Source organism: Sulfuricella sp. (assembly GCF_035531155.1).
GTDB lineage: Bacteria > Pseudomonadota > Gammaproteobacteria > Burkholderiales > Sulfuricellaceae > Sulfuricella.
Genome location: NZ_DATKTK010000056.1, coordinates 295,964 through 317,801 on the forward strand (window position 1 = coordinate 295,964; position 21,838 = coordinate 317,801).

The following is a 21,838-nucleotide window of genomic DNA, read 5'->3' on the forward strand; positions in this document are numbered from 1 at the left end:
TAGCTCCCGTTGTGGTTGATTAAAGCAAACACATTGTAGGGGAAATTTCGCGTCAAGCCAATCGGCATTGAATAAATGCTGGAGTGATATTTTTCGCCGTGCAGTCGCCGTGTCTAATTGGCTGGAAGCACCAGTCAGGTTATTTTGTCGTGGTCACGCATTCCCTGCAACCAGGTGAGTCACCTTGGGAGGTTCGGCGCCGATATGAAATACCCGCGCCTTCTCGCTGATATCCCGGTCCGCAACGGTCACCCGCTCGTGCTGGCGTAAATGTTCAAGCCATGATTCGACCATGAAGCATTCCACGAAGCGTCCGGGGTCTTCGATGTCGTTGAACAGTTCCCACATGAATGCACCGTCGCGCCGCCGGATTCTGCGCATTTGCTGCATGACAGGCTTGAACTCATGGGTTCTTGCCGGATCGATCTGGTATCCCACCGTCACCATCACCGGCCCTCGATCCAGTTCCAGGTCATCGGCCATCATCGGTGTGGCCCAGTGCATCGACGGCGTAAGGTCAGCGACATCGTGCAGTCCGATTCGGTATTGCCAGGTTGCACCGATCCCGACCAGCGCTCCGATGGCTGCCACCGTCAGTGTTTCGGGAATGCCGATCCACGAGGCAATCTGCCCCCAGAGTGCGCTACCCACCGCCATGCCTCCCGTGAACACGACCCAGAAGAAAGCCAGGCCACGAGCCCGCACCCACCCTGGCAGGGCGGTCTGGGTTGCCGTCATCAGGGATGAAACGACACTGATCCAGGCCACGCCCGTAATCAGCATGGCAGCCCCGGCCGCAATCACGTTTCCACTGTGGGCAAGAGCCAGCATGGCAACCGTGTAAAGCACGGTGGCGCCTGCCACGATCCCGTCCCGTGAGGCATGACGGTGAACACGCGGCAGCAGCAACGCGCCGCCGATGGCGCCTACACCCACGCAAGCCAGGAACAGCCCGTAAGTGCCGGGACCGCTGTTCAGCTCTTGTCGAACGATCAGGGGCAATAATGCCCAGGAAGCGCTGGCGAACACAAAAAAGGCAATGCCCCGAGCGAGCACAGCCCGCAATTCCGGGGAATGCCGCGCATAGCGCAATCCGGCGCGGATCGCGCCGATGAGTCGTTCTGCGGGTAATTCACTTTCCCTGGTCGGGCGCTGCCAGCTTTTCAGTGCGGCTATGGTGGCGAGAAATGAAACGGCATTCAGGATAAAGACGAATCCAGGCCCGGCTACGGCAACGATCAACCCGGCAAGCGCCGGGCCAACGGATCGGGACAGGTTCATTCCGATGGTGTTGAGGCTGATGGCGGCATGGAGCTCGGCACGCGGAACCAGTTCCGGCGTGATCGCACCCCATGCGGGCATCATCATTGCAGTGCCTATTCCAAGCGCGAAAGTAAAAATCAGCAGCAGGGGTGCAGTCGTCAGCCCGGTCAGGGTGAGTGCGCCAAGAATTGCTGCAACGATCATCATCCATACCTGCGTTGCGATCAGGTAGCGTCGCCGGTCGACGATATCGGCAAGAGCTCCTGCGGGCAACGCCAGCATGAATACCGGCGCAGCCGTGGCTGCCTGGACCAGGGCCACCATCAGGGGAGTGGGTGCGAGCGATGTCATCAGCCAGCCGGCACCGACCTCGTGCATCCACGAGCCAATGTTGGAGAAAACCGAGGCTATCCACAGTATCCGGTACACTCGGTGATGCAGTGGCGCCCATGGGGTTGCTGCCGGAGTTTTTTTAATGTGGGTGCTCATCGTATCTGGATTGCATTTGCAGCCATGCCGTACCGCGTACATTGTCGTTTAGCATATAGATTAATCGAACCTGGCCTTTTCTGGTTATCCATCGATCAGCCCATTGTGGCTCACATGGTGAGTCTGAAGGATGTCATACTTTAATTAAACCGAATAGCCGTCACCTGGAACGCCAATGAGCAAACTTTACGTCTCGACCTACCTGGGCAACCGGTTCTATCCGCTGGAGCCGCGCATCGACGATGTAGATATCGAGGACATCGCGCACGGCCTGGCCTACCAGTGCCGCTTCAACGGCCAGACCAATGCCTTCTATTCGGTCGCCCAGCACAGCCTGATCGTCGCCTCGCTGGTGCCGGAAGCACTGCGCTTCGCCGCCTTGCTCCACGATGCCGCCGAAGCCTACCTCGGGGACATGGTAAAACCGCTCAAGGTGCTGTTGCCGAGCTTCTCGGAAATCGAGGATAACGTCAGCCGCATCATCGGCGAGCGCTTCGGGGTCGACCTGAACCACAACCCGATCGTCAAGCAAGCCGACCTGATCGCGCTGGCCACGGAAAAGCGCGACCTGATGCCGTACTCCGTTGAAGAATGGATCACTCTGATCGACGTGGAACCGATGGGGGAGACGATACTGTCCATGCCGCCGGATGTGGCCAAGCGAGAATTCCTGCGGGAGTTTGAGCGGATGCACATCGGGGCCAAGCGGTCTGGCGGCGGGCGCGCTGACCTACAATCTTAAGTAATTGAACCTGATTACGGAGAATTCCTATGAAAATATTAGCTGTTTCCCTGGCATTGCTTGCGGTTATCGTGTTGTGGATGCGCCTTGCTTACGCGGGCGAACTGCCTCAGGTTGGACAACCCGCCCCCTTGTTCAGCCTCCCCGACCAGAACGGCAAAGTGCATTCTCTGGACGACTACAAAGGGCGCTGGGTGGTGCTCTATTTTTATCCCAAGGACGATACGCCGGGATGTACACAAGAAGCTTGCGAGTTTCGTGACGATCTTCACAAACTCACCGCTCTGGGGGCGCAGGTCATCGGAGTGAGCGTGGATGACACCGTCTCGCACGCGGAATTCGCCAAGAAATACCATTTGCCGTTTCCGCTTCTTGCCGACAAAGATGGCAGAATCGCCGACAGTTACGGCGCCCTGAGGAATCTGGTTTTGATCAAGCTTGCCAGGCGCTACACTTTTTTGATCGACCCGCAGGGCAAGGTTGCCAAGACGTACCTCAAGGTCGACACTTCCCGCCATTCCAGGGAGATCGTGGACGACCTTACCCGATTGAAAGGCAACTGATATTATTGATATAGTTTCAGCCAACAATCAGCCAGCCAACAGCCATGACCAAGCATACTATTCCTGATCACGCGCGACTTGATCGCGTTATCGCCGAAGCACGCCGGCACAGCAGCGAGCGTGAGGCCACTTATCGCGAGCGGGCGCTCAAATTATTTCCGTGGATTTGCGGGCGGTGTGGCCGCGAGTTTGCCGGGGTGCGCCTGAAAGAATTGACGGTGCACCACAAAGATCACAATCACGACAACAATCCGCTGGATGGCAGCAATTGGGAATTGCTCTGCCTGTATTGCCACGATAACGAGCATTCCCGCGTTATGGATGAGGCGGTAAGGGGGAGAAGCTCTGGCGATCAGGCATCCGTGGCAACCCATAATCCATTTGCCGACCTGAAAGCGAAGCTGGAAGGGAAGAAGGGCTGATGGCCCTTGGTCAAATTCAGTCGCCGATCACAAGCCGAATCTGCACTTGGCTCTCTCAACGCAGCGATTCATCTGCGCCTTCGGCGCTTTCTGCAGGGCGCGCAAAAACTCGTGCGGAACGGCGCTCAGGCCATATTGCCGCCTGAGATCCGCCCCCATTTTTACCCATAGATGGGCGGTCATTTCCGCGTCAGCCAGGGCGCGGTGATGGCGGACTGCCGAGGGAAGCCCCAGATGCCTGACCAGCGTGCCCAGCTTGTGATCAGGCGCAGCAGGATAAATCCGGCGTGCCAGCAACATCGAACAGGCAAATTCCTGCCGCCGCTGCTGGTTGATCATCAGCCACTCGGCATCCAGAAACCGGCTGTCGAATGAGGCATTGTGCGCCACCAGGGGCACGTCGCCGACAAACTCCGCCAGCGCACGCATCACCTCCTTTGCCGGCGGCGCGTTGCGGATCATGGCGTTGGATATCCCGGTCAGGGATTCGATAAATGGAGGAATGTGCACACCCGCATTCATCAGGCTTTGGTAGCGATCGACGATCTTGCCATCAGCCACGATAACCACCGCAACCTCGGTCGCCCGGTCCCCCATGGCTGGCGATAGCCCCGTTGTTTCAAAGTCGATGACCGCTACGGTCTCCATGTATATCCTATTGGTCGGTAATGATTTCAGACGGAATCATACCTTGAGCCTTCTGGCTGGGATAGTGACATCAGAACGAAACGGAACACAAACGGATTTTGGGTTTTGAGGGATGGAGATGGAGAGAGAACTAAAAAATTGAAGCTAACCCCTTTGGTTAGATGAATCGAACCAATCTAAGCCAGAGCATCGGCCTCGACAATTTCTTTGCAACCGATCAGGACGCCTTCGACCAACTGTACTTGCGCGGCGCGATTGACGCCGGAATCGACCAGCCGGAAAACCCGTCGGGAACAAAATATCTGTAGCCGCATCCCGACGGAACCCATCAACCTGTCAGCCCGTACTCCAGCCCCGCGGCCGCTTCATGCCGGCGATCTTGCAGGCCTGCTTTACGTAACCGTAGGGAAATAGCTCGAACAGCTTGTTGCGCGAATCCGTTCCCAGCCGCTCCGCCAGATGCTTGATTACATAGCGGGCGTCGGGCGCGATCTGGTGCTCCTCGTAAAACCCGCGCATAAAGCGGATCACGTCCCAGTGGTCTTCCGTCAACCGGATGTTTTCCTGGCTGGCAAATTCTTCCGCCAGTTCCTCGCTCCAGTCCTGCGGGTCAATCAAATAGCCCTCGCCATCGACGGCCGGCAATTGCACAAACGCATCCATCATTCACCTCCATGCAAAAAATGAATCAAATGCCCACGAAAATAATATATCACAGTTTGATATTATCACAATATGCTATTTTGTGGGCGTTAACAAAACGAGTAGTATTACCCCATGGACAAAGACGTTCTCAGCAAGAGAGAGTTCGAAACCCTCTCCCATTTCAGATACCAGCTGCGCCGTTTCCTGCGCTTCAGCGAGGAAGTGACGCACAACTACGACGTCACCCATCTCCAATACCTCCTGCTGCTTCACATCAAGGGCTATCAGGGCCGGGAATGGGCGACCATCGGGGAACTGGCGGAACGGCTGCAGGCCCATCACCACGGCGTTGTTTCCCTGGTGTCGCGCTGCGAGAAACTGGGCCTGGTATACCGCGAGCAAGGCAAGGCGGACCGGCGCGAGGTAGAAGTGCATCTCACCCCTAAGGGCGAGAAAACGGTGGAAAATCTCGCGCGCCTGCACCGCGATGAACTGCTGAAGCTGCAAGGCATCTTCCAGGTGCCCGGCATTCAAGACCTTAAAGGGGATGGCGCGACCGAGAAGGCGACCCCTGAGCAATCCGCTTGAGAGGAAATATTTTAAGATTACCGAGCAACCGCGCTTTTGTTTAGGCGAGCTGTCGTCAACCTGACAGGAGATCAAGATCATGCCGAAATTGCATCTGGTAAGCCATGAAATCTGCCCGTATGTGCAACGTGCAGTCATTGCACTCATCGAAAAGAATGCACCGTTCGAGCGCACCAACATCGACTTAGACAACAAGCCGGACTGGTTCAGCAAAACTTCCCCTCTCGGCAAGGTGCCGCTGCTCCAGGTCGACAACGAGGTTATTTTCGAATCGGCCGTCATTTGCGAATACCTGGACGAAACGATAGCACCGCGCCTCCACCCTGACGATCCGCTAAAGCGCGCGCAGCACCGTGCATGGATCGAGTTCGGTTCGGCGATTCTGGGCACGATTTGGGAGTTCAATACCACAAAGGCCGCGGAAGTCTTCGAGGCCAAGCGCATGGAACTGCAATCCAGGTTCGAAATGCTTGAAAATGCTTTGCAGGACGGGCCTTATTTCGCCGGGAAGAACTTCTCCCTGGTTGATGCGGCTTTCGGCCCGATCTTCCGCTACTTCGACGTGTATGACGGCTTCGCCGACTTTGGCGTATTTGCCAACACGCCCAAGGTGCGCGCATGGCGGCAGGCCTTGGCGATGCGTCCCTCCGTCAGGAATGCGGTTGCGGCTGACTACCCGCAGAAACTCATGAATTTCATTAAAAGCCGCGACTCCGAGCTCTCGCGGCGCATCGCTGCTGCGGCACAGTAGAGAAAGAAATGCCTGTGCAAGGCAGGCTAAGGTGCTGAGGTTATTGTTTGCGCCGCTGAAGCAGTTTTACCTGGCGGAGGATTGCCAGTCAGAGCTACCTGGCCCGCCATCCCCGGCAACCGTATATTGGCATCCACGATATGCCTGAGCTTGAGCAGCTTAGAAATCGGTTTAACGTGATTTATCATTAAGGTGGCGGGGCGCCGGTAAGCGCTGCTTCGGCCGGCAGATCAGTCTATTTCCAGCGTGGCATCCAGCCCGGTCACAGTCATGAGGATATCGTTGGTCAATTCCTCATCCTCGTCGGTCCAGGTCGCGTCCACGTCATTCTCCTCGGTAGCCAGCGGCACGATGTCGAAATCGATGAACCTGTCGCCGATTTTCAGTGCCTGGATGCCCGACTTGTGTTCGACAACCTCCCAGTCGTCCGGAATTTCCAGCTCTGCATGGATATGGATGGTCAGTTTTTTCATGGCGGTTTTCCCTGTAATCTGTGATTCCCCATCCTAGCACGGCATGAGCATTCGCCGCGCCGGTTAATATGCTAGCCGCCATAAATCCCCGAGGTCTGGCCGACCAGATCGATGATCCGGCGGCGCAGCGGATCGGGCCCCAGCACTTCCACCTCCGGGCCGAATTTCAGGATATCCATCACCAGTTCCCGGTCGTCGCTGTAGGGCACGTTCAGGATGTAGCGCCCTTCGTCGTCGAAGCGCGACTTCTGTTCCGGGTGCCAGGCTTCGCGGCTCACCCAGCGCGCACGCTGCGGCGTAAAGCGCAGTTCCGCCCACTTCACCTCCTTGCCCGAGAAAATCCCGTAGCCGGTGCCCAATATTGCGTCGAGCTCCTGTTCGCTGACATCCAGCGCCTGCTCGCTGATCAGTTTCACCCGGCGGATGGCGTCCAGCGAAAAGCTGCGGATGCCGTTGCGCATATGGCACCAGGCGTCCAGATACCAGTTGTCCCGGTAGTGCGTCAGGCGTTGGGGAGACAGGACCCGGTCCTGCGTTTCGTCCCGGCTGCGGGTGTAGTAGCTGATTTCCAGTTTCTTGCGCTGGAGGACGGCGGTCGCGATCGGGGAGAAATGCTCGGGTTCGTAGGCGCGGGCGTTGACGCGCAGGATGCGGATGCGCTTTTCGACCGAATCCATCGGGATCTCGGCTGACTCCAGCAGCAGTTTCAGCCGGGTGAGCAGCGGGTCGACATGGGGGGAAAGCAGGCCCGGCCCCAGGTTCTGCAGCAGTTGCTGCATGGTGAGCAGGGCGTGGATTTCCGAGGCGTTGAACCACAGGCCGGGCAGCTCGTACTTGTTCCCGGCCATCGGCTTGTCGAAGCGGTACCCCCCGGCTTCCCGGTCCCAGACGATGGGCGCGTTCAGCCTGTCCCGCAGGTATTCGATATCCCGCTTGAAGGTGGCGCGGGAGATTTCCAGTTCGCCAAGGAAAACCTCGATGGGAACAATCCTGCGTTCATGCAGCAGCTGGTCGATGCGATAGAAGCGTTCCGTGCGGTCCATGAAAATTTCCTGAGGGAATTTATGTGGCTCATCCTGTGAGCCACACTATACCCCACAATGCATGACAGAACGAGAGCAGCTATTTGAAAAAACCGCATGACTTGACTGGAAAGGGTAAAGAGATGGAAAACCACAACGGACTGAAACTGATGATGGCGATACGCCGGATCTGCAACCGGGCGGCTAAGGAGGGAAAAACCACCGTGCAGCCGGCCACACTGCGCCGGATGGACAGGCAGATCAGCCAGATGCGCAAAATCCTCAAGGCCGGGCCATCCGAAAAGGCTGCCACCGCAAGCCTATTTTGACCACAACCGGAACCGGACGAATTGCTTTGAGCAAGGAGAAAAACATGAAACTTGGAATCGTCAGCAGCCACGCCAGAATGAGCATGAAGCGCCGCGGCATCCCGCCCCAGGCCCTGGAAACGCTGTTCGCCTACGGCCGGGTCGCACATGCGCCTCACGGCAGCCGGGTAGTGTATTTCAGCAGCTTGGGAAAGGCTGCGCTGTCAAAATCGCTGCCGCCAAACCAGATCGACCGCTGGGCGGATATGTACGCCGTCCTTGACCCGCAAAACGAAGTGATCACGGTGGGCTATCGCACCAACCGGATTCGGCGTGCCAAACACTGAATCACCGAACTAAAAAGCCGTGCCACGCCAGGGCGCCGGTCAAAGCGGGATTTTCATGTCAGCGCCGGAGCAGCCACAACACCAGGCTGACGAGCACGGAAACGATCAGGCCGCTGGTGAGGGGGAAATAGAAAAACACCCCCTTGCGCTCGATACGGATGTCCCCCGGCAGGTTACCCAAGCCAATCTTGGCCAGCACAGGCCAAAGCAGGCCCAGCGCGACGAGGATCACGCCCAGGGTGATCAGCCACCTGGCCATGAGGTCTCCCTCGGGTTCATCTTCTTTCCTCCACCTCCACACGGGGCTCGACAATCCACGTTTCCCGGCAGTGGGGGCACTTGCCGGGCTTGTGCAGGTGCTCGGCGGAAAAAACAAAGCCGCACTTGTGGCAGGTCGCCGGGTGCACCACTAACCGGTATTAGGAGGAGCGTTTCAGGGTGCGGGCGAGATGGCGAATATCGTCCTCCATATCCTTGGGGTCGATGCCCAAAGGCTTGGCGATATCGTAGAGCCCCATGGGGTGATGAAACAGGAGCTCGATCAGGTCTTTCCAGAACATGGCCCATCCCTCCGAGCGCAGCTCTAAATTCATTATAGGGATGAAACGGGCTAGGGTTAGAAGTGCTGCGCGAAGTATCGCGAGCTAAAGGTTGGGGGGGAATGGTTTTTTTCAAAGGGGCAACGAAATGAAAGAGTCTAAGAAATATAATCCGAAGCTGACCCCTTTGATTCGTGGTCTGCATTCTGATTGGCCAAGCTTGAGCAAGGCGCCAACAGCAGGGTGTTCATGTCAGTGCCGGAATAGCCACACCACCAGGCTCACGATCAGCGAAACGGCGCGCGTTTCGGTTTCATTTATTGTCTAAGGTGATCCGCGTCAAAAGCTCAAACAATGGGCGGTTGATGTAAAAATTCGTGCGCCCGATCTTTTTCTTTTCCACAAAGCCACTCTTCGCCAGCGTATCCAGATGCTTTGCGGCCGTAATCCGCGAAACCCCCAAGTCATTCTCGACGAACTCGATTTTTGTGTAAGGGTAGCGGAACAAGTTATTCAGCAACTCCTGACTGTAAATCTTGGGCAATTCATCGCGCAACCGGTGCTTGGTGGCCTGCATCAGCGCACGCAACTTCTTGACCAGCCTGATTTCGCTTCTGGCGGTGATGGCCACGCCCTTCACGATGTAAACGCACCAATCCACCCAATCACGGGTTTCCCGCGTCGATTGCAGCAATTGATAATACTGGCTCTTGGTCGAAGTGATATACCGGCTTAAATACAGTACGGGCAAATCCAGCAAGCCCTCTCGTTGCAGCATCAACAAATTCAAGATGCGCCCGGTGCGACCATTGCCGTCGTAAAACGGGTGGATGCTTTCGAACTGATGATGCGCAATGGCCATGCGCAACAAAGGGTCCAGGTCGTCATCCGCATGAATAAACTCCACCAGATCCCTCATCAGCTTTTCTATCAGCACGGCATCCTGCGGCGGCTCATACACAGTTGCGCCGGTGGCCTGGTTTCTCAGCACCGTCCCCGGCACTTTCCTGAAACCGGCATTATTCTGTTCGACTTCTTCCTGTACCCGCAAAATCGTGCTCATGCGGATCAAGCCGGAATCCACCACGTCCTGAAACCCCACCCGCAAGGCGGCAATGTAATTTTGCACCTCTTTTGCCGCAGGCGAGGCCGAGCTGCTTTGGTCGTAAGCGTACAGCTCATCATGGGTGGTGATGATGTTTTCGATTTCCGAGCTGTCTTTCGCTTCCTGGATGGAAAGCGTATCCAGCAGAATGGCGCTGTTGGGCAGCGATTCGCACAAGCCCTTCAGCTCCGCCAATTGTCGGTGCGCCTCGGCCAAGCTTTGCCAGACCGCCTTGATCTCCAGGCTGGCGTGGCTGGGAATATCCAGTTCAGTCATATCCTATACCTGCGTCATTACGTGATAAGAAATTGCAAATATCTTATCACGTCAGCGATAACGTGTATAAATAATCGCATTTTCTTATCACGTCGCTGGGGATGTGTTCAAGAAACGCCGGATTTTCGTGGGTCTCGAAAATGGCGGTAAGAATCGGCATGATCGCCATGTTGAGCCGATAGCCTTATTGGTGCGCTGCGCAGGTTGGCGTTACGTCGGCCAATCGTTGAAAGGAAAAGGCTTTTCCTCGGTATTGAAGGATTGAAAGTTAACAAGCTGTTGAACGTAGCTTCCCAAGCTGCGGCCGAAGGTGAGCAGCCTGGTGTTGGGCAAAATAGGGCAAAATAGGGGACATAGGGCAAAATAGGCAAAATAGGGCAAAATAGGGCAAAATAGGGCAAAATAGGGCAAAATAGGGCAAAATAGGGCAAAATAGGGCAAAATAGGGCAAAATAGGGCAAAATAGGGCAAAATAGGGCAAAATAGGGCAAAATAGGGCAAAATAGGGGACAGACCACAGTTTTCAGGGCAAAATAGCAAAATAGCAACAAAATAGGGGACAGACCACAGTTTTCCGTCAATCCTGACGCAGTTACCAGATCGAACGCGGCGACAACCCCGTCGTTAAGACGGCAGCGGGCGAGGTCGCCTGCCGCTTCGTGGTGCTGGCTGGCAATGTCTACCTGGGGGAATTCTTCGGGGCAACGCTTGCTGCTCATGACGCCTCCTGTTGATGCCTCAGCTTAAGGCCTGGAGGTGTCTACTAGAACCGGGGTGATTCAATCTTTAACACAGGAATCAGAACACCAAGCTTGAAATTCAAGCTTGATGAGCTAACATTAAAAGGTCATTCACTGACAATTAGTTATCTTGTGTCTCAGCGCTTATGTGACTATCCAGCCGATTGGCATAGCTTTGCGACCAGCGTTCCGATGTTTGTTCTTAGCAGGTTGGTGATCAAACCACAAGCATGAGCGAGGATGAGCATCGTATTCAGGGCGCCTAACCAGGAGAACAGATATGTATAGGATGCTAATTGTCGCGCCACTTATGGCGCTTCTGCTCACCGCGTGCATAGTGGCACCTGCGGACCGGGGGTATGGATATGGAGGAGTCGTTGTGGCACCAGCACTGCCGCTGGTCGTGGAATTAGGCCCAGAGCCATATTATTATCAAAGCGGATATCATTATTACTACAACAATGACCGCTGGAGCTACTCACGTTCAAGATCTGGTCCTTGGACTGATCTGCCCAGGAGTCACTACCCTAAAGAGATCAGGCGCAGAGGCGGCCCTGATGACCGGGGCAGAGGTCCAGATCATGACCGACGTGACCGGTAAAAATGGGGTCGGGCTCAATCATTAAATAGCACACATGGGCGCCCATTAGTCTTCCCTTTGAATTGGGACGAATAAATTCCCGCGGTTGCCCCTGTGCATTGCAAGTCTCGACCCGGCATGTGTCGCAAGACAGCTGGCAGACCACAGTTTTCAGTCAATCCTGAAGCAGTTGGCTGATGTCTGTTCCAACACCTTCCGCCGTCGCCCGGATGTTCCTCCCGTGTTATTCCTGAATGGTCGTAACCCCACGTTCTATAGTTAAAAAGAACGGCGAGAACTTTACGTGGAGCGATCATGGTGGGGCCGCAGGAAATTGAACTGACCCGTAACTCCTACTACGAGGTGAGCGTGACGCGGCCGCAGGCCTCTGTGCCACTGGCTGGGCGCATCACGGCCGATGTCTGCGTGGTCGGCGGCGGCTACGCCGGTCTGTCGGCCGCGCTTGAGCTGGCGGAGCGCGGTTATTCGGTGGCGCTGCTGGAGGCGCAGCGGGTCGGCTGGGGGGCTTCCGGCAGAAATGGCGGCCAGGCGCTGGCCGGTTTCGGTTTCGCCGGTCAGGAGGCGATCGAGGTGCAATTGTCCGCCGCGGATGCGCGCCGCGCCTGGGATATCTCGGTTGAGGCCCTGCAACTGCTGCACGCGCGTATCGACAAACATGCCATCGAGTGCGATTACGTGCCCGGCCACCTGAGCCTGGCCGTCAACGCCAGAAAGGCGCGGGCGCTGGAGGCGTGGGTCAACCACGTGGCGCGTGCCTACGGCTATCCGCTGCAATCCATCGGCACCGCCGAGGTGGGCAACTGGATCGCCAGCGAACGCTTCCGTGCAGGGGCCTTCGATCCGCAATCGGGCCACCTCCATCCCCTGAAATATTGTCTCGGGTTGGCCGCGGCGGCGCGTGCTGCAGCTGTGCAGCTTTTCGAAAATTCGGCGGCCATCCAGATCGAACGCGGCGACAAGCCCATCGTCAAGACGGCAGCGGGCGAGGTCGCCTGCCGCTTCGTGGTGCTGGCCGGCAATGTCTATCTGGGGGAATTCGGCAAAGGCGTTGCGCCGGAACTGATGCCGCGCATCATGCCGGTCGGCACCTACATCATCACCACGGAACCGATGGCCAAGGAGCGCGCCGACGCGCTGATCCAGCAGCGGGCGGCGGCGTTTGACACCAATCTGGTGCTCGACTATTTCCGCGTGACTGCCGACCATCGGCTGCTCTTCGGCGGCGGCGAAAGCTACAGCACAGCGACGCCGCGCAATCTGGCGGGGCGGATGCGGCAGCGGATGCTGGCGGTCTTCCCGCAGTTGGCGGATCTGCCGGTGCCCTATGTGTGGGGCGGCTTCGTCGATATCACCATGAATCAGGCGCCCGATTTCGGGCGGCTGGGCAGCAACATCTATTACCTGCAAGGCTTTTCCGGTCATGGCCTGGCGATGGCGGTGATGGCGGGCAAGCTGGTGGCCGAGACCATTGCCGGACAGGCGGAGCGCTTCGATGTGCTGTCGCGCATCAAGCATCATGCATTTCCGGGCGGCGCGCTGCTGCGCACCCCGGCGCTGGTGCTGGGGATGTTCTATTACCGGCTGCGGGAGCTGCTGTGAGGGGCGACATTGAAAACCGAGATCAAACATGCGCATTTCCCCGGCAACCTGCTGATGGTGGGTTTTGGCTGTATTGGCCAGGCCACGCTGCCGCTGCTGTTTCGCCACCTTGATATCCAGCCGCAACAGATCAGGATAGTTGCAGCGAATGAGGAAGGCGCCGCCATCGCCAGCGAGTCTGGCGTTGCCTTCACGCGGCAGACGCTGACAAGGGAAAACTATCGCTCCGTGCTTGAGCCGTTGCTGGGCAGGGGCGATTTCCTGCTCAATCTCTCGGTGGATATCTCCAGCCTGGCGCTGATCGAGTTGTGCCGCCGGCGCGACGCACTCTACCTGGACGCCAGCATCGAACCATGGGCCGGTGGTTACACCGACAGTTCGAAACCGGTAGCGCAGCGCACCAATAACGCGCTGCGTGAAGACGTCTTGGGCTACGGGCGCGCCAACGGACCAGGACCGACGGCGGTTGTCACTCAAGGCGCCAATCCCGGCCTGGTTTCAATGTTTGTCAAACAGGCGCTGCTTGATGTCGCGGCGGATAGCGGCGTCGCCGTAAAAAAACCGGCACGCCATGAGGACTGGGCCAGGCTGGCCTGCCTTCTCGGTATCAAGGCGATCCATATCGCCGAACGCGATACCCAGACTACAGCCCGGCGCAAGCGGCGCGGCGAGTTCGTCAACACCTGGTCGGTGGAAGGCTTCATCTCCGAGGGGCTCCAGCCTGCAGAACTGGGATGGGGCACTCATGAGCGTCATTGGCCGGCCGACGGCGCGCGGCACGAATCGGGCTGTGATGCCGTCATCTACCTCAACCGCCCCGGCGCCGCCACCCAAGTGCGCAGCTGGACGCCCCTGGAAGGGCCTTACCACGGTTTGCTGATCACCCACGGCGAGACCATCTCCATCGCCGATCATCTTACGCTCAGGGAAAACGGTGCAGTGGTCTACCGGCCAACGGTCCATTACGCCTACCAACCCTGCGACGATGCGCTCCTCTCGATGCACGAAATGGCTGGCAGGAACTGGCAACCGCAGCGCAACCAGCGGATCATCCGCGACGAGATCACCGCCGGCATGGATGAGCTGGGGGTGCTGCTGATGGGCAACGCCAAGGGGGTCTACTGGTACGGATCGCGCCTCTCCATCGAGCAGGCGCGGCAACTCGCCCCCTATAACAACGCCACCAGCATGCAGGTGGCCGCCGGAGTTCTGGCTGGCATGGTGTGGGCACTGCGCAACCCTCGCGCTGGCGTGGTGGAGCCTGACGATCTCGACCATGAGACCGTGCTGGAGATCGCCAAGCCGTATCTGGGTGAGGTGGTGGGGGTCTATGGCGACTGGACGCCGCTGCGCGACAGAGGCCGGCCCATCAGTGAGGAGCTGGACAGGGACGACCCGTGGCAGTTCAGCAATGTGCGTGTGACGTGAGGAGATGCCAACTGCTGCCAGGTGGCGTCTGAAAACGTCATGGACTCATTATCCCGCCGCCACCAAACGAAAACGGCACCACTGTGACTGAAGTCATATCCAGACCGCAACGTTTTCCAATTGAAACCCGCCACCTGTAACGATTCACTTCGTCCAGGATGCCGCTCTGTTTAAATCCGAAAAAGAAAGTGTCTCCCAAGCCCCCTCCTTTCGCAAAATGCGCGCTGATTGACACCCTCGCCGGAATCAGGACCTGACTCTCGGATGGATTTTTCATATCCAGCTTTATGAGGCCGATGTAGTGCGCCGCAAAGAGCACGTGCAGTTCCTTAAGGGTGTCCTGGCCTCGGCCTACGGGCCTGATGAGTCAACGGAAATGGTGTTGCGATTGTTTCAGAATGTTTCATTCTGGAACGCCGCTCGGATAATCCACGGCAGGCCTGGCTCAGGATTCTAGGCTGCCAGGTAGGCTGGACAACGTCATCCCTTAGAAATCCAAATGCTGGTATGCAATATGCTCATTAGGTTATGTCGGCATGTTTTGGCCGCCTGGCTTACTGCCGCGATTTCTCATTCTCGCCAATCTGAACAGGGAATAATCATGATTTTTTCAAACACAAAGAAAAACGCAGTAACCATGGAAAGTCGTAAATTCAAAATGGCGTTCCTGGCCGGTTCCTTAATTTTGGGGGTGTCAGCCCAAAATGCGCTTGCCCACAGTGATTTATCGGCGACAGCGGAGCTTGCTCCCAAGTCGGGCAGTAAGGTTTCCGGAACGCTAAAACTGATTCAGTTGTCGGCGGATAAAGTGCTTGTGACCGGCATGGTCGAAGGGCTTTCTCCGGGCAAGCATGGCTTTCACATTCATGTGAATAACAATTGCGATTCACCTGATGCGATGAGTGCGGGCGGGCACTTTAACCCGACGGGAAACCATCACGGATCCTCCCGGGACGGGGAACATCATTTGGGCGACCTGGGCAATATCGAAGCGAATGATCGTGGGCAGGCCAAAGTCAACATTGAAATTCCTGGGGTGACAGTGGCACTGATCGGAATGAATTCGATAGCCGAAAGAAGCTTGATCATTCACGCCAATCCTGACGATTTTTCCGACCCTGCTGGAAACTCAGGGGCACGGGTGGCGTGCGGCGAAATAGAACCCGACATGATGCGAATGTAATCGGAATTCCTGGCTCATGCTGTCGATGACCGGCTCTATGGATATCTGCAACAGGTTTCATGCTTGTTCCAACTGTAGTTTCATTCTGAAACGAGAGTTTTAATCGATGCGGGATGAGGCTGAAATTCATTTATAACATTTTGTTGCAGCAGTAAAAATAGTTATGGCATGCCGCTTGCTTTGTGATGCGATGAGTGCACATAAGCAGGAAAAAGCGATGGGGAAGGTTGAGATGAAAAGTTGGCAAGGATTGGTTATATCGATTTTGCTATTGGCTTCTCTGGAAGGTGCTTTGTTCTATTTCGACGAGCCCACGAAAGCGGTTAAGGATGGTTTGCATGGCGGTCAGGTACGTGTCATGCAGTCTTATATTTTTGAGTTGCTGATAAGAAATGGCGAACTTCAGGTATGGGTGACCGACCGTAACGGTCAACACATCTCTTCCGAAGATGTGTCCGCTAAAGCGATCGTTATCAGCGGGCCGCCCGTAGCTTCGCCCTACGTTTTGAATCTGTCTTCCGGAGGTGGCCATAATCTGGTTGCCCGGGATAGCCGGATCAGGCAAGGCAATGACATGAGAATAATGCTGAATACTTCCATCAGGGGCGAAACCTTATTTGTGAAATATTGGGACGTTCAGGCGACTGGAAATGTATGTGTCGGCGTATAGGACATCAATGTGCGTTGACGGCGAACGATGCGCGGCAAGTGAATCCGCCATGGACGTTCATGCTCGCCGAGGCCGGATTGGGCCGAACGATGCCGGCCCAATTCGTCCTTTGCGCGCTTCTGTCTTTTGCTACTGCGACGTGGGCCCACTCCGACGTGTCGATGTTCGGAGCTCTCGATGCTCATGGCGATCACCCGGCGCAAGGGGAGATACATTCGACTTTTTATCCGGCTACCGTGGTGATCGATCCGCGCCGGGTGACCGATATCGTAATCAAGATCAATGCCAGGCTCGTCGGACAACACGACCTCTACATAGGTAAATATGTGTCCAGGGGTGAGGTGCTGGCCGAAATTGAAAGCGCCGAACTGGAGACTTTGCAAAGAGCCTACATCGCCACCGTGTCGAATCTGGCCGCGGTCGATGCTTTTTCCGTCACTTCCGGCGCGAAAGTCGCGGACGGGAAGCTCAATCTCGTCTGGCGCGGCATGTCGGAAGCGGATGTGAGCCAAATCGACCTGACCAAAGAGCCGTTGAAGCAGGTGAAAATCCGCGCGCCGGTCGCGGGATTCATCTCAAGGATAGCGGTGGTTAACGATCAGATCGTAAACGGCGGTATTCAAACAGGACAGACCGCCGCTGCTGGCACACTTTTCGCCAGTATTTCCGATCCTCGCGGCATCCTGCTGGAGGCCAGCGTTCCAGCCACTAAAGCCGCGCGGCTGAAAATCGGCCAGCCTGCAATGGTGCGAATCCCGGGGAAAGATGAAAAAAACGAGGAGCTGCGGGCACGGGTCATACAGATATACGGCTTCGTCAACCCGGTAACCCAGCGCCGGCTGGTGCGGTTACAGTTGGAGCGTCAGGCTACCGATTCGCCGCTCATCAATGGGCTGCTGGTCGCCGTGCGCATTCCGGCGAACGGTCTCGAGGAAAAACATGAGGATTGACAGGAGATTCCTGTGCGCAGGCCTTATCTTGGTGGGCAGCGGGCCGGTCTGGCCTCACGGCGATCCATTGGTTTTTCAGAGCGCTCCGGTTGCGCGCGTTACGGGGGAAGTGGTGCTGCCGCCGGGTACGCGAGCCGGGGTGATTGCCACCTCCCTTGCCCGTAATGAAAGGCGCACTGCCTGGCTGCACACCTACGGTCAGGTGGTGCCGGATTACCGTGCGGTGACGGAAATTAATTCCTACATCAGCGGTGAAATCCGGCAGGTATACGTGCGCCAGGGCGATGCGGTCAAGGCCGGTAGCCCGGTGGTTGCCATCTACAGCCCGGAATTCATCGCTACCCAGACGGCTCACATGGCGCTTTTACATAATCGGGAGCAGCTCGATATTTTGCGCGAAGAAGGCCGGCTTCCCAACTATTTGAAAGATGCGAAAGAGAACCTGGCTTGGTGGGGCATGACCGGCAAGCAGATCGACGCGCTCGTGAATGAAGGGAAGATGGTGCAGGAGATGCTGGTGACAGCCAAGATGGATGGCATCGTCACGGACGTGTTCGTCCAGCCTGGCACTTTTATCAATACCGGCGATCAAGCCATGAAAGCGTTCGTCGTGATGGGGAAACCGGTCGCGCGGATGGTTGCCGACAACGCTCCCCGGTGGATCGATGCCTATATTTTTCCCGACCGGCAAGCCCTGCTTTCAACCGGGAATCCGGTAAAAATTCAGTTGCCCGACGGGAAGACTCTGGAACGGAATATCAGCCAGGTTCTCCCCGGCATGGACGACAAAACCCAGCGCCGCAAATTTCGAATCGACCTTGGGCGGAGTGGCAACGAGCTGGCACTCGGCGCAGCCGTCAACCTGGACGTTCGCTTCGATCGCAAGGGAATTTGGGTACCGCGAGAGGCGGTGATGAGCCAGGGCATCGCTCCCGTCGTTTACGTGGAAAAATCTCCAGGACACTATGATCGCACGCCGATTTCCGTTCTCGATGAAGCCGGCGATGCCGTCAGCGTCAAAGGGATTGTCGCGGGAGCGCGGGTCGTCACCGAAGGGAAAATGATCCTGGAGGGCATTTACCGCATGTCCGGTCGGGGCGGGAATAGCCATCACCATGATGATTAAGGAAAGCGGACATGTTTAACTGGGTGATCGGCTGGTCGATCAGGAACCGGGTGGCAGTCCTTCTGCTGTATATTTTATTGGTGGTCACCGCTGCGTTTGTGGTCGGCCACATGAAAGTCGATGTGTTTCCCGAGTTTGCCCCTCCCCAGGTGCAGATTCAGACCGAAGCGCCGGGCTTTTCCAGCCATGACGTCGAAGTGCTGGTCACCCGTCCGATCGAGGTCGCCCTGCAGGGCGCGCCGAATGTAGAACAGATTCGATCCAATTCGTCTGTCGGGCTTTCCCGCATTACGATCGTGTTCAAGTGGGGCGTCGAGATATTCCGGGCTCGCCAAATTATCCAGGAGCGCCTGCAACTAGTCCAATCCAGCCTGCCGGCTTCGGTGAATGCTCCTCAACTGATGCCGGTCACTTCGGCCGTCAGCTGGCTGCTGAAGTTTGCGTTGGTGGACTGGTCCGCCAAGTTTCGCGAGCACGAACTGCGCGGCCTGGTGGACTGGGATTTCCGCAACCGCTTGCTGTCCCAGCCCGGCGTAGCCTCGGTCACTGCGGTGGGAGGCGGGGTCAAGCAGTACCAGGTGATGATGGATCCGCTCAAAATGCAGAAATTCGGTGTCACTTCGGAGGAGGTGATCCAGGCCGCGCGTAGCGCCAATGCGGTGGCTCCCGGTGGTTTCGTCTACCCGAGCCGTGAGGAAGAGTATCTGGTACGGGTCAACGGAGTGGTAAAAAATTACGGCGATCTCAACAGTACCGTGGTTGCAATCCGCGAACGGCAGCCGATTCGTCTTGAGGATGTGGCCGAGGCGCGCTTCGGTAGCGAGATTAAGCGCGGCGATGGGCAAATCTACGGGGGGCCGGCGGTAGTGGCTACGGTCTCCAAGCTGTGGGGGGCAGATACGCTGGAGAGCACCCGACGCGTGGAGGCGGTGCTGAAGGAACTTGGGGCTTCCCTGCCCAAGGATGTGGAACTGATACCCAATGTGTTTCGGCAGGCGACTTTCATCGAGTCGTCGGTACACAACCTGAAAGAATCGCTGTATACCTCCTGCCTGATCGTGGCCTTCGTCCTGATCCTGTTTCTGATGCGCTGGCAACCGACGCTCATCAGCCTGGTTGCGATTCCGACCTCGCTGCTCGCGGGGGTGTTCATCCTGTGGCTGCTGGATGTGGGAATAAACGCGCTTACCCTGGGCGGACTGGTATTTGCTATCGGGGAAGTGGTCGACGACGCCATCATCGATGTTGAAAATATCATGCGGCGTCTGCATGAAAACAAGCAGGCTGCCCATCCCGCTTCTGCACTCGAAATCGTCTACGAGGGTTCCCGGGAGATCCGCAATTCGGTGGTGTTCGCCACCCTGATCGTGGCGATAGCGTTCATGCCGATCTTTTTTCTGGAGGGGATCGAAGGACGCATCTTCAGGCCGCTGGCCATTGCTTACCTGGCAGCGATCGCAAGCTCCCTGGTGGTGGCTATCACCCTGGTTCCGGTGTTGTGCTACTACCTGATGGGGCGCAATTCAGCCCGCTTGTCGCTTGGGGTTTCTCACGCGACGGCGTTCCTGCTGGCCCAATACCGGCGGCTTCTCACCCCCTGTCTCCGCCGCCCGGCTTGGTGGATGGCGGCGCTGTTGCTGGTGCCTCTCGCTGTCGCGCTGTTGCTGGTGCCGGGCCTCGGCCGTTCGTTCATGCCTTCGTTTCATGAGGGCAATATAGTGGTGGCGGCAACTTTGCTCCCCGGGGCTTCGCTGGACGAGAGCCTGCGGGTCGGCAAAGAGGTCGACAAGCTGATCGGCACAATGCCGCAGGTGGCAAGCATAGTCCAGCGCGCGGGCCGCTCTCCTCTGGACGAGGATGCGCAGCCGGTGAATTTCAGCGAATACGATATTGCGCTCAAACCCGGCGTGCAAAATACCACGGACGTGATTCATGCCATACGCGAAAAGCTTGCCTCCATTCCCGGCATGGCGGTCAACGTTTCGCAGTTCATTACTCACCGCATGTCGGAAATATTTTCCGGAATCCGCGCGCAAGTAGTCATCAAGATTTATGGGCAAGATTTATCCGTACTGCAAGCCAAACAGCAGGAAATTCTGCGAGCGGTGAAGGACGTGCCCGGCGTCGTCGATTTGCAGGCCGAACCGATGATCCTGGTTCCCGTCGTGGATATTCGGGTGGATCGCGAGAAAGCGGCGATTTACGGGTTCACGCCTGGCCAGATCGTCAGCCAGGCAGGGCAGGCGCTCAACGGTATTGCCGTATCGAAAGTGCTGGAGAACGACCGAGCCTTCGATCTCTACGTGCGCATCGACGATCAGTCGCGTTCGAATATCGAGGCGCTCGGAGCGTTGCCGCTTTCCTCGCCCACGGGCGCCTTGGTGGCGCTCAGGGATGTCGCCAGGCTCGAAGTCATGCAGGAGCCCTACATGATTAACCGGGATGGAGGCGCCCGGCGGGCGATTGTTCAGTGGAATACCGATGGCAGGGATTTAAATGCGGTGGTGGAAGATGCCAGGGCCCGCATCGCAAAGATCAGCCTGCCGTCCGGTTATTCGGTCGAGATCGGCGGGGATTACGAGGGGCAGCAGCGCGCTACCCGCAATCTCCTGATTTCTGGAGGGGCGGCGATTGTCCTGATGGCAGTGACGATGTATCAGGCGTTCAGAAGATGGTCGGCCACGCTGCTGATCATGCTGAATTTGCCTCTTGCCCTGATAGGAGGTGTTTTCGCGCTCAAGCTGAGCGGCGAGACGCTTAACGTATCGTCCCTGATCGGCATGGTGGCGCTTTTTGGAGTCGCCACCCGAAACAGCATCCTTTTAATGTCGCGTTTCCAGGTGCTGCTGCTGGAGAAGCCCGGGACACCCATCGCACAGATCGCCCTGCAAGGAGCGCTCGACCGGCTTCTGCCGATCCTCATGACTGCCTGCGCCGCCGCGCTTGCCGTGATTCCCCTGATAATTGGCGATCCCGCCGGCAAGGAACTCGAGCGCCCGCTCGCGATCGTGTTGTTAGGCGGAATGATGACTTCGACGCTGCTCAATCTCTTCGTCATTCCCACTCTGTTCAACTGGATGGCATCGCGCTCAACCGAATCGTTCACTCAACAAGACGCTTAGCCAATCGAGACAGGGCTTTCATACCTCACACGCGATTTTGTTATACGATGGTATAAGCGGTATTTATGCGGCGCCGCTGAAGGCCATGCTCGCAATCGAACAGAGTTAAATACTGTGATTCCATTCGCCAGAGTAAGCCGGAGGCCGTATTGAAGGGTGTCTCGACACGAACGGGTAACACTCCGATGGATCGTCTCTAAAGTATTGAGGGATACGTAAATGAATGATTCTAAAGCAT

26 protein-coding genes are annotated in these 21,838 nt (G+C 57.0%); 15 read left to right on the forward strand and 11 right to left on the reverse strand.

Annotation, left to right across the window (positions count from 1 at the left end):
* Positions 1-153: 153 nt before the first annotated feature.
* On the reverse strand, positions 154-1,752 hold the full coding sequence (locus VMV64_RS13780) for an MFS transporter (protein ID WP_325331287.1): 1,599 nt from the start codon (positions 1,750-1,752) through the stop codon (positions 154-156).
* A gap of 175 nt (positions 1,753-1,927) precedes the next feature.
* Here VMV64_RS13780 and VMV64_RS13785 point away from each other — a divergent pair, with 175 nt between their 5' ends.
* The 3 genes from VMV64_RS13785 to VMV64_RS13795 are packed head-to-tail and all read left to right on the forward strand — an operon-like array spanning position 1,928 to position 3,479.
* Positions 1,928-2,494: a phosphohydrolase gene (locus VMV64_RS13785; protein WP_325331289.1), complete on the forward strand. Its 567-nt coding sequence runs from the start codon at positions 1,928-1,930 to the stop codon at positions 2,492-2,494.
* A 29-nt stretch (positions 2,495-2,523) separates the two neighbouring features.
* On the forward strand, positions 2,524-3,057 hold the full coding sequence (locus VMV64_RS13790) for a peroxiredoxin (protein WP_325331291.1): 534 nt from the start codon (positions 2,524-2,526) through the stop codon (positions 3,055-3,057).
* Positions 3,058-3,101: 44 nt separating this feature from the next.
* On the forward strand, positions 3,102-3,479 hold the full coding sequence (locus VMV64_RS13795; protein ID WP_325331293.1) for a YajD family HNH nuclease: 378 nt from the start codon (positions 3,102-3,104) through the stop codon (positions 3,477-3,479).
* A gap of 27 nt (positions 3,480-3,506) precedes the next feature.
* Here the strand turns inward: VMV64_RS13795 and VMV64_RS13800 are convergent, their stop codons facing one another.
* A complete protein-coding gene (locus tag VMV64_RS13800) occupies positions 3,507-4,127 on the reverse strand; it encodes a 3'-5' exonuclease (protein WP_325331295.1) in 621 nt (206 codons plus the stop codon).
* A 161-nt stretch (positions 4,128-4,288) separates the two neighbouring features.
* Here VMV64_RS13800 and VMV64_RS13805 point away from each other — a divergent pair, with 161 nt between their 5' ends.
* Complete coding sequence (locus VMV64_RS13805) at positions 4,289-4,435, forward strand: hypothetical protein (protein ID WP_325331297.1); 147 nt, start codon at positions 4,289-4,291, stop codon at positions 4,433-4,435.
* Between the two features lie 28 nt (positions 4,436-4,463).
* Here VMV64_RS13805 and VMV64_RS13810 read toward each other — a convergent pair whose 3' ends face one another.
* Entirely contained in the window at positions 4,464-4,793 is a 330-nt protein-coding gene (locus VMV64_RS13810; protein ID WP_325331299.1) for a TusE/DsrC/DsvC family sulfur relay protein, read from the reverse strand.
* Between the two features lie 111 nt (positions 4,794-4,904).
* Here VMV64_RS13810 and VMV64_RS13815 point away from each other — a divergent pair, with 111 nt between their 5' ends.
* Together VMV64_RS13815 and VMV64_RS13820 are read left to right on the forward strand one after the other, a co-directional pair.
* Positions 4,905-5,360, forward strand: coding sequence for a MarR family winged helix-turn-helix transcriptional regulator (locus VMV64_RS13815; protein WP_325331301.1), 456 nt, complete (start codon positions 4,905-4,907; stop codon positions 5,358-5,360).
* A 79-nt stretch (positions 5,361-5,439) separates the two neighbouring features.
* Positions 5,440-6,111: a glutathione S-transferase family protein gene (locus tag VMV64_RS13820; RefSeq protein ID WP_325331303.1), complete on the forward strand. Its 672-nt coding sequence runs from the start codon at positions 5,440-5,442 to the stop codon at positions 6,109-6,111.
* A gap of 230 nt (positions 6,112-6,341) precedes the next feature.
* Here VMV64_RS13820 and VMV64_RS13825 read toward each other — a convergent pair whose 3' ends face one another.
* Both VMV64_RS13825 and VMV64_RS13830 read right to left on the reverse strand, forming a co-directional pair.
* The gene (locus VMV64_RS13825; protein WP_325331305.1) at positions 6,342-6,584 is read right to left on the reverse strand and encodes a hypothetical protein; all 243 of its coding nucleotides are present in this window, start codon (positions 6,582-6,584) and stop codon (positions 6,342-6,344) included.
* A gap of 71 nt (positions 6,585-6,655) precedes the next feature.
* On the reverse strand, positions 6,656-7,627 hold the full coding sequence (locus VMV64_RS13830; protein ID WP_325331307.1) for a helix-turn-helix transcriptional regulator: 972 nt from the start codon (positions 7,625-7,627) through the stop codon (positions 6,656-6,658).
* Between the two features lie 122 nt (positions 7,628-7,749).
* Here VMV64_RS13830 and VMV64_RS13835 point away from each other — a divergent pair, with 122 nt between their 5' ends.
* On the forward strand, positions 7,750-7,935 hold the full coding sequence (locus tag VMV64_RS13835) for a hypothetical protein (RefSeq protein WP_325331309.1): 186 nt from the start codon (positions 7,750-7,752) through the stop codon (positions 7,933-7,935).
* A gap of 44 nt (positions 7,936-7,979) precedes the next feature.
* Positions 7,980-8,261 (forward strand): hypothetical protein, encoded by a 282-nt coding sequence (locus VMV64_RS13840; RefSeq protein WP_325331311.1) that lies wholly within the window; start codon positions 7,980-7,982, stop codon positions 8,259-8,261.
* 58 nt (positions 8,262-8,319) lie between these two features.
* Here the strand turns inward: VMV64_RS13840 and VMV64_RS13845 are convergent, their stop codons facing one another.
* From VMV64_RS13845 to VMV64_RS17490, 5 genes are all read right to left on the reverse strand, one after another.
* Positions 8,320-8,520, reverse strand: coding sequence for a DUF2905 domain-containing protein (locus VMV64_RS13845; protein ID WP_325331313.1), 201 nt, complete (start codon positions 8,518-8,520; stop codon positions 8,320-8,322).
* A gap of 16 nt (positions 8,521-8,536) precedes the next feature.
* Entirely contained in the window at positions 8,537-8,671 is a 135-nt protein-coding gene (locus VMV64_RS17485; RefSeq protein ID WP_422664380.1) for a hypothetical protein, read from the reverse strand.
* A gap of 9 nt (positions 8,672-8,680) precedes the next feature.
* Positions 8,681-8,821, reverse strand: coding sequence for a hypothetical protein (locus VMV64_RS13850; RefSeq protein ID WP_325331315.1), 141 nt, complete (start codon positions 8,819-8,821; stop codon positions 8,681-8,683).
* 292 nt (positions 8,822-9,113) lie between these two features.
* Complete coding sequence (locus VMV64_RS13855; protein ID WP_325331317.1) at positions 9,114-10,181, reverse strand: Fic family protein; 1,068 nt, start codon at positions 10,179-10,181, stop codon at positions 9,114-9,116.
* Positions 10,182-10,288: 107 nt separating this feature from the next.
* Positions 10,289-10,900 carry a hypothetical protein gene (locus VMV64_RS17490; protein ID WP_422664381.1) on the reverse strand — a complete coding sequence of 204 codons (612 nt, stop codon included), beginning with the start codon at positions 10,898-10,900 and terminating at the stop codon, positions 10,289-10,291.
* Positions 10,901-11,816: 916 nt separating this feature from the next.
* Here VMV64_RS17490 and VMV64_RS13865 point away from each other — a divergent pair.
* Positions 11,817-13,121, forward strand: coding sequence for an FAD-binding oxidoreductase (locus VMV64_RS13865; protein ID WP_325331321.1), 1,305 nt, complete (start codon positions 11,817-11,819; stop codon positions 13,119-13,121).
* Positions 13,122-13,130: 9 nt separating this feature from the next.
* Entirely contained in the window at positions 13,131-14,549 is a 1,419-nt protein-coding gene (locus tag VMV64_RS13870) for a homospermidine synthase (RefSeq protein ID WP_325331323.1), read from the forward strand.
* A 37-nt stretch (positions 14,550-14,586) separates the two neighbouring features.
* Here the strand turns inward: VMV64_RS13870 and VMV64_RS13875 are convergent, their stop codons facing one another.
* Positions 14,587-14,868, reverse strand: coding sequence for a hypothetical protein (locus tag VMV64_RS13875; protein WP_325331325.1), 282 nt, complete (start codon positions 14,866-14,868; stop codon positions 14,587-14,589).
* Positions 14,869-15,150: 282 nt separating this feature from the next.
* On the opposite strand from VMV64_RS13875, the gene VMV64_RS13880 reads away from it, so the two are divergent.
* From VMV64_RS13880 to VMV64_RS13900, 5 genes are all read left to right on the forward strand, one after another.
* Positions 15,151-15,732 carry a superoxide dismutase family protein gene (locus VMV64_RS13880; RefSeq protein WP_325331327.1) on the forward strand — a complete coding sequence of 194 codons (582 nt, stop codon included), beginning with the start codon at positions 15,151-15,153 and terminating at the stop codon, positions 15,730-15,732.
* A gap of 190 nt (positions 15,733-15,922) precedes the next feature.
* Positions 15,923-16,402, forward strand: a complete 480-nt coding sequence (locus VMV64_RS13885; RefSeq protein ID WP_325331329.1) for a hypothetical protein — start codon at positions 15,923-15,925, stop codon at positions 16,400-16,402.
* 59 nt (positions 16,403-16,461) lie between these two features.
* Positions 16,462-17,352 carry an efflux RND transporter periplasmic adaptor subunit gene (locus VMV64_RS13890; protein ID WP_325331331.1) on the forward strand — a complete coding sequence of 297 codons (891 nt, stop codon included), beginning with the start codon at positions 16,462-16,464 and terminating at the stop codon, positions 17,350-17,352.
* 67 nt (positions 17,353-17,419) lie between these two features.
* Positions 17,420-18,478, forward strand: a complete 1,059-nt coding sequence (locus VMV64_RS13895; protein WP_325331333.1) for an efflux RND transporter periplasmic adaptor subunit — start codon at positions 17,420-17,422, stop codon at positions 18,476-18,478.
* A gap of 11 nt (positions 18,479-18,489) precedes the next feature.
* Entirely contained in the window at positions 18,490-21,600 is a 3,111-nt protein-coding gene (locus VMV64_RS13900; protein ID WP_325331335.1) for an efflux RND transporter permease subunit, read from the forward strand.
* The last annotated feature ends 238 nt before the right edge of the window (positions 21,601-21,838 follow it).